The organism is Streptomyces botrytidirepellens (assembly GCF_003721215.1).
Taxonomy (GTDB): domain Bacteria; phylum Actinomycetota; class Actinomycetes; order Streptomycetales; family Streptomycetaceae; genus Streptomyces; species Streptomyces himastatinicus.
Map to the genome: position 1 here is coordinate 1 of NZ_RIBZ01000216.1, position 7,363 is coordinate 7,363.

Consider the following 7,363-nt stretch of genomic DNA (forward strand, 5'->3'; position numbering starts at 1 on the left):
GGTGACGTACGCGCTGCTCGGTGGCGAGGGCGACCGCATGACGGCGAGCCGGTCGCCGGGGCCGACGGGATCCGGGTCGCCGGCGCCCGGCGGAGGGGACCGCGAGGCGACGGGCGAGGCGGGTGCGAGCAGCCCGCGGGCGAGCGGGGCGGCGTCCCCACCGGCCTCGCGCGTACCGAGCGGTGCGGAGGGCAGCAAGGGCGGCGGGGACGACGGCAAGGGGGACGACGGCAAGGGGGAGACCAGGAAGGCCACCGGCGCGGCCTCCCCGACCTCCAGCCCCGGCACCGCCCCGGCGTGCAGCGACATCGGCGGCGGCAAGTACAACTGCGTGGTGTGGCGCGACGCCACCTCGTACACCCACGGCGGCGAGCCGGTCGGCGCCCTGAAGCAGGGCGTCAACTACTTCTACTGCCAGGAGAACCTGAACCGCCCCGAGCGGTACGGCAAGTGGACGAACGTCTGGTGGGCGAAGACGGACGACGACAACGGCAACAAGGACGTGTACGTCAGCGATGTGTACGTCCGGGGCGGCGACAACGACCAGCCCCTCCCCGGGCTGCCGGTCTGCTGAGACGGCGGCGGGGAGCGGGCCGGTCGCCGGGGCGGGACGTCAGCAGCTGAACGCCGCGTCCGCCCAGTCCCCGTGGTCGCTGGTGACGTCGTCCCCGCCGTCGGTGACGACGAGCCGGACCGTCGTCGCGCCGTCGACGGCGGCGCTGATGGCCTTGGCCGGATCGGCGTTGGTCAGCGTTCCGGTCGACAGCACCTTGGTGTCGTCCGCCCACACCTCGAAGGCGACCGTTCCGGCGGTGCCCTCCTCGTCGTCCACGCCGACCTTCGCGGTGAACGCGGTGCAGTGGCCGCCGGTGTAGTACGTGACCTCACTGGGCGCGTGCACGCCCAGGCCCTTGGCGTGGACGGTGCCGTCGAGGGTGATCGGATGACCGTCGCCCGCCGCGTTCTCGCCGACGCTGGTGTCCTTCTCGGCCGGGCCCCAGCCGTTGGCCGCGCTCAGCCACGGCAGATCGCTCGCGTACGTGGCACCGGAGGGCGGCGCGACCACCACGTTGACCGGCACGGGCAGTTCGGTGCCGACCTTGTGGCCGCGCGCCGAGCGGTAGGCGGCACGTACGGTCAGCTCGTACGCCCCGGGCTTGACGTCCTTCGGAGCGGTGACCTGCCAGCGGGTGGCGAGCCTGCTGCCGATGGGCAGGGTGGCGGTCCGGGTCGGTGAGCTGGTCCTGATGCGCCAGCCGTCGGGCCCGGTGAGCGTGACCCGGGCCTGGTGGGCGGCGGTGCCGCCGAGGTTGCGGAGCGCCGTCTCGACCGGTGCGGTGGCTCCCGCCTCGGTGAACGGGTCGGCGTCGGCGCCGAGTTCGGCGGCGGGCGGGTACGAGGCCCAGCGCCGGTCCGCGGAGACCCGGTAGAGCACCGTGCCATGGGCCGGGACGGTGGCCGCGACGGAGCCCGCGGTGTTCTGGTCCTGGTTCCGCCACAGATCGCGCAGCCGGTATCCGTCGGCCTGCGGCAGGCCGAGGCGGGCCGCGGTGGTGGCGATGCGCTGCGGCCGCTCGGTCTCGTTGAAGAGGGCGACGGCGCGGCTGCCGTCCGCCATCTCCTTGGCGATCACCCAGCGTCCGGCCTCGGAGGAGAGCACGGTGCCCTGTTTGCCCAGCGGGTCCTGGTCGACGGCGATGACCTCGCGGTTGCCCAGGATCTCGAACGTCTTGGCGTCGGCCTTGCGCAGATCGGTGCCGATCAGCAGCGGCGCGGCCATGATCGACCACAGCGAGAAGTGGCTGCGGTACTCGGTGTCCGTCATGCCGCCGTTGCCGACCTCCAGCATGTCGGGGTCGTTCCAGTGGCCGGGCCCGGCGTACGGGGCGAGCGGGAGGTTCTTCTTGGCGATCGACAGCATGCTGCCCCAGCTGTCGCTGATGTCACCGGTGGTGCGCCAGAGTTGGCCGACATCCGCCGCCCATTCCCACGGCTTGTTCTGCCCCCACTCGCAGATGCTGTAGACGATCGGGCGCCCGGTGGTCTCGGAGGCGGCCTTCAAAGCGTCCCGCATGGTGCGGTAGCGCTGCTTGGCGTCTACGCCCTGGTTATTGCAGTTGTCGTACTTGAGGTAGTCGATTCCCCAGTCGGCGAACTGCTGGGCGTCCGACCTTTCATGGCCCAGCGCCCCGGGGAAGCCCGCGGTGTTGCAGGTCTTGGTGCCCGCGCTGGTGTAGATGCCGATCTTGAGGCCCTTGGAGTGGACGTAGTCGGCGACGGCCTTGATGCCGTTGGGGAAGCGCACCGGGTCGGGGACGAGCTTGCCGTTCGCGTCGCGCTGCGGCAGCGCCCAGCAGTCGTCGAGGTTGACGTAGGTGTATCCGGCGTCCTTGAGCCCCTTGCTGACGAAGATGTCGGCGATGCCCTTGACCATCGCCTCGTTGAAGTCCGCGCGGCAGTGCGTGGAGTTCCAGTTGTTGAAGCCCATCGGCGGGGTGAGCGCGAGCCCGTCCTTGGCGGCAGCTGGTTGGGCGGCCGCCGGTTTGGCCGGGGTCGGCTGGGCCGCGGCCGGCTGGGCGGCGGCGGGGAGGGTGAGACCGGCCGTGCCGAGCAGTGTGGCGGTCAGTCCTCCGATGATTCTGTGTCTCGCGGTACGTAAAGAGCGGTGGCGCATGATGCGGGTCCTCCGTTCTCAACGGGGTGACGCAGCGTCGCCGACGCGTCACATGCGAGCGTTTACGGTAGGCCGTGTTGGAGTCTGTTGGAAGAGATGCGGTAACAGTTGTTCGATATCTCGTCCAAACCCTTGACTATGCCGCCTCTTGCCCGATGTGATCCAGCCACCCGCGTTCGGTTGTGTTTGATTGATCCTCTGTGGAGGGCACATGGCGCAGTCATCGTCAGGACATCGGATCTCCCGCCGTACGCTGCTCCGGGGTACCGCGGTCGGGGCCGGGGCGGTCACCCTCCCGGCGCTCCTCACCGCCTGTGGTGGTCCGGGCAACGAGGTGAAGATGGGCTCCAACGCCTCGGACGCCGTGCCCCGCAAGGCGTTCGCCGAGGTGTTCGCGGCGTACGAGAAGAAGTCGGACAAGAAGGTCAAGGTCAACACCGTCAACCATGAGGCCTTCCAGGAGGGCATCAACCGCTATCTGAAGGGCACCCCGGACGACGTCTTCATGTGGTTCGCCGGATACCGCATGCAGTTCTTCGCCGAGCAGGGGCAGCTCGCCGAGATCGGCGATCTCTGGAAGGGCTTCAGCGGCTTCTCCGACGCGCTCAAGAAGCAGTCCACCGGCAAGGACGGCAAACAGTACTTCGTGCCGTATTACTACTACCCGTGGGCGGTCTTCTACCGGAAGAGCGTCTTCGAGCAGCACGGCTACGAGATCCCCAAGACCTTCGACGCGTTCCGGGCGCTCGCCAAGCGGATGGACAAGGACGGCCTCGACGCCATCGCCTTCGGCGACAAGGACGGCTGGCCCGCCATGGGGACCTTCGACTATCTCAATATGCGGGCCAACGGCTACGACTTCCACATCTCGCTGATGGGCGGCAAGGAGTCTTGGACCGATCCCCGGGTCAAGCACGTCTTCGACCTGTGGCGCGGCCTCATGCCGTACCACCAGCAGGGCGCCAACGGGCGCACCTGGCAGGAGGCCGCGCAGAGCCTGGCGCAGAAGAAGTCCGGCATGGCGGTCTTCGGGCTGCCCCACCCCGGGCAGCAGTTCTCCGCCGCCGACCGCGATGACCTGGACTTCTTCCCCTTCCCCGAAATCGACTCCGCCTACGGCCAGGACGCCGTCGAGGCGCCGATCGACGGATTCCTGCTGGCGAAGAAGTCCAAGCGGCAGAAGGAGGGCAAGGAACTGCTGAAGTACCTCGCCACCCCCGCCGCCGAGGAGATCTATCTCAAGCGGGACCCCAACAACATCGCGTGCAACGACGAGGCGGCCACTTCCGGCTACAACGCGCTCCAGAAGAAGGCCGTCGCGCTCGTCTCCGGCGCGAAGCAGATATCGCAGTTCATGGACCGCGACACCCGCCCCGACTTCGCGTCGCAGGTGATGATCCGGGCGATCCAGCAATTCATCAACAAACCGAACGACATCGACACCCTGACCAAGGACATCGAGTCCCAGAAGAAGACCATATTCGCCGACAGCTAGGAGAATCGCGCCGTGCCGCTCACCACCGCGCGGCGTGCCAAACGGCGGGGACCGCGGAGGTTCGCCTCCCGCGACCTCGCCGTCATCGGCGTGCTGCTGGGCATACCCGTCCTGCTCGACCTGGCCCTGGTCTGGGGCCCGACCCTCGCCTCCATCGGTCTGTCCTTCACCAGCTGGGACGGGATCGGCGACCTCCACTGGGTCGGCTTCGACAACTACCGAAACCTGTTCACCGACTATCCGCCGTTCTGGCCCGCCGTCCGCAACAATCTGCTGTGGGTGGCCTTCCTCGGCTTGGTCGCCACGCCCTTCGGACTGCTGCTGGCCGTCCTTCTCGACAAGGGCGTCCGGTTCAGCCGCTTCTACCAGTCCACCCTTTACATGCCGGTGGTGCTTTCGCTCGCCATCGTCGGCTTCATCGCCCAGCTGATCTTCTCCCGCGACCAGGGCGCGCTGAACGCGATTCTCGGCGACAAAAGCCATCCGGTGGACTGGATCGGCGATCCCGACCTCAATATCTGGATGGTGCTGCTCGCGGCCGCCTGGCGGCACACCGGGTATGTGATGATCCTCTATCTGGCGGGGCTGAAATCCGTCGATCCCTCGCTCAAGGAGGCCGCCGCGATCGACGGTGCGAGCGAGACCCAGAGCTTCTTCCGGGTCGTCCTGCCCACGCTGCGGCCGGTCAATGTGATCGTCGGCGTCATCACGGTCATCGAGGCGCTGCGCGCGTTCGACATCGTCTACGCCATCAACCACGGCCGCAACGGGCTGGAACTGCTCTCCGTGCTGGTCACGGACAACATCATCGGTGAGGCCAGCCGGATCGGATTCGGCTCCGCCATCGCCGTCGTCCTGCTCACCGTGTCGCTGGGATTCATCGTGACCTATCTGGTCCAGGAGCTGCGAGGGGAGAAGAGGGGATGATCACCGACATCCGCCCGGCCCCCGTACCGGCCACAGGCCCGGTGAGCGGACCGGGGCGGCGCCGGGTCCGCCCCGGGCGGCTCGGTCTGCACGCGTTCCTGATGACCGTCTCGCTGGCCTTTCTCGCCCCGCTGCTGCTCGCCGTCTACGCCTCGCTGCGGCCGTACGAGGAGACCGCCGAATACGGCTATTTCTCGCTGCCGCGCCACCTGTCGTTCGACTACTACAAGCAGGCGTTCACCGACTCCGGGATGGGCAAGTATTTCCTCAACTCGATCCTCATCGCGGTCCCCGGAGTGCTGCTGACGCTGTTCCTCGCGTCCTTCGTGGCCTTCTCCGTCACCCGGCTGAACATGCGGGGCGGGCTCGTCCTGCTGATGGTGTTCACGGCGGGGAACCTGCTGCCGCAGCAGGTCATCGTCACGCCGCTGTACGTCCTGTTCACCAAGATAGAACTGCCCTACTGGATGTCGGACTCGATGACGATGTACGACTCCTACTGGGCCGTGATCGCCGTCCAGGTCGCGTTCCAGGTCGGCTTCTGCGTCTTCGTGCTCGCGAATTTCATGCGCACCCTGCCGATCGAGATCATCGAGGCGGCGGTGGTGGACGGCGCGGGCGTGTGGACGCGGTACTGGCGCATCACGCTGCCGCTGTGCCGACCGGCCCTGGCCGCGCTCGCCACGCTGCAATTCACCTGGATGTACAACGACTTCCTGTGGGCGCTCGTCTTCATCTCCGACGGCGACAAGCTTCCCGTCACCTCCGCGCTCAACAACCTGCGCGGGCAGTTCTTCACCGACTACAACCTGCTCGCGGCGGGCTCGGTGCTGGTGGCGCTGCCCACGGTGCTCGTCTTCCTGCTGCTCCAGCGCCACTTCATCGCCGGGCTCACGCTGGGCGCCAACAAGGGCTGACGGCTCCGCGGCGCCCCGGCGGCCCCGTGCCGCGGGGCTCCGCGGAGGGATCCGCAGGGGGCTTCGCGGGGGCGTCTGCGGTGGCTTCGCGGGGGCGCGATCCGTGACTCAGTCGTATTCGGGCGTTTCCGTGGCAGGGTGATGCGGGCAACTGTCAGGAGGCGATGGATTAGGGGGAAATGTGATCGTCTGGCTGAACGGTGCGTTCGGCGCGGGGAAAACCACCGCGGCCCGTGAGTTGGTGGACTTCATGCCCGGCAGCACGTTCTACGACCCGGAACTGGTCGGCAACGGTCTGCGCATGATGCTGCCGCGCAAGCGTCTGGAGCAGGTCTCCGACTACCAGGACCTGCCGTCCTGGCGGCGGCTGGTCGTGGACACCGGCGCCGCGCTGATCGCGGAGGTCGGCGGCCCGCTCGTGGTCCCGATGACGGTCCTCAAGCAGGAGTACCGGGACGAGATCTTCGGCGGCTTCGCCGCCCGGCGGATCCCTGTGCGGCACGTCCTGCTGCACACCGATGAAACGATCCTTCGCCGACGCATAGCCGAGCGCGAGGAGATACCCGGCGACGCGGACGCCAGCGAGTCCGTACGCCGCTGGTGCCTGGACCACCTCGCGCCCTACCGCGCGGCCCTGAACTGGCTGACCACCGACGCCCATGTGGTCGACACCACCGGGCTCACCCCGCGCCAGACCGCCCAGCACATCGCCGACGCCGTCCGCGACGGCGCCGGGAACTGCGACATCGTGCAGACGCCGGAGCCGACGGCCGAAACCCTGGCGGCCGGGGTCCTGCTCTTCGACGAGGCCGACCGGGTACTGCTGGTCGACCCCACGTACAAGCCCGGCTGGGAGTTCCCCGGCGGCGTCGTCGAGCGCGGCGAGCCGCCGATGTACGCCGGGCGCCGCGAGGTGGCCGAGGAGCTCGGCGTACGGCTGGACGAGCCGCTGCGGCTGCTGGTCGCCGACTGGGAACGCCCCCAGCCGCCCGGCTACGGGGGCCTGCGGCTGCTGTTCGACGGCGGCCGACTCACAGCCGGGGAGGCCCAGGAGGTGCTGCTGCCCGGCGCCGAACTGCGCGGCTGGCGCTTCGTCACCGAGACCGAGGCCGCCGACTTGCTCCCCCCGGTCCGCCTCAGCCGCCTCCGCTGGGCCCTCCGCGCCCGCGAACAGGGCCGCCCCCTGTACCTGGAGGCCGGAGTCCCCATGGGCTGACCAGCCGCCCCGGCCGCCGGTCGGCGCGCGGTGCGGTTCCGGGGGCCTGCGGTGGGTGTCGACCGTACGCAGCCGTGGGCCGGAGCGGGCCCGGGCGCAGGCGGGCGATGCGCGCGGCGGGCCTGTCACCGCTG

General features: G+C 69.0%; 5 protein-coding genes and 1 pseudogene. 5 read left to right on the plus strand and 1 reads right to left on the minus strand.

Features of this window, described 5'->3' with window-relative positions; genetic code table 11:
- A pseudogene (locus EEJ42_RS50885) lies at nucleotides 1–574 on the plus strand (serine/threonine protein kinase); the annotation flags it as partial.
- A 39-nt stretch (nucleotides 575–613) separates the two neighbouring features.
- Here EEJ42_RS50885 and EEJ42_RS16400 read toward each other — a convergent pair.
- A complete protein-coding gene (locus EEJ42_RS16400) occupies nucleotides 614–2,674 on the minus strand; it encodes an NPCBM/NEW2 domain-containing protein (RefSeq protein ID WP_184503117.1) in 2,061 nt (686 codons plus the stop codon).
- 211 nt (nucleotides 2,675–2,885) lie between these two features.
- On the opposite strand from EEJ42_RS16400, the gene EEJ42_RS16405 reads away from it, so the two are divergent.
- The 4 genes from EEJ42_RS16405 to EEJ42_RS16420 all read left to right on the plus strand — a co-directional run bounded on the left by EEJ42_RS16405 (nucleotide 2,886) and on the right by EEJ42_RS16420 (nucleotide 7,229).
- Complete coding sequence (locus EEJ42_RS16405; RefSeq protein ID WP_184503118.1) at nucleotides 2,886–4,169, plus strand: ABC transporter substrate-binding protein; 1,284 nt, start codon at nucleotides 2,886–2,888, stop codon at nucleotides 4,167–4,169.
- A 12-nt stretch (nucleotides 4,170–4,181) separates the two neighbouring features.
- Nucleotides 4,182–5,096 (plus strand): carbohydrate ABC transporter permease, encoded by a 915-nt coding sequence (locus tag EEJ42_RS16410; RefSeq protein WP_123100671.1) that lies wholly within the window; start codon nucleotides 4,182–4,184, stop codon nucleotides 5,094–5,096.
- Complete coding sequence (locus EEJ42_RS16415) at nucleotides 5,093–6,013, plus strand: carbohydrate ABC transporter permease (RefSeq protein ID WP_184503119.1); 921 nt, start codon at nucleotides 5,093–5,095, stop codon at nucleotides 6,011–6,013. The genes EEJ42_RS16410 and EEJ42_RS16415 overlap by 4 nt, the downstream gene beginning before the upstream one ends.
- A gap of 181 nt (nucleotides 6,014–6,194) precedes the next feature.
- Complete coding sequence (locus tag EEJ42_RS16420; RefSeq protein WP_123100672.1) at nucleotides 6,195–7,229, plus strand: NUDIX hydrolase; 1,035 nt, start codon at nucleotides 6,195–6,197, stop codon at nucleotides 7,227–7,229.
- The last annotated feature ends 134 nt before the right edge of the window (nucleotides 7,230–7,363 follow it).

Bases quoted from the DNA above. Each gene is read 5' to 3' on its own strand.
- EEJ42_RS16400 (WP_184503117.1), bottom strand. From the start codon at position 2,674: ATGCGCCACCGCTCTTTACGTACCGCGAGACACAGAATCATCGGAGGA.
- EEJ42_RS16405 (WP_184503118.1), top strand. From the start codon at position 2,886: ATGGCGCAGTCATCGTCAGGACATCGGATCTCCCGCCGTACGCTGCTC.
- EEJ42_RS16415 (WP_184503119.1), top strand. From the start codon at position 5,093: ATGATCACCGACATCCGCCCGGCCCCCGTACCGGCCACAGGCCCGGTG.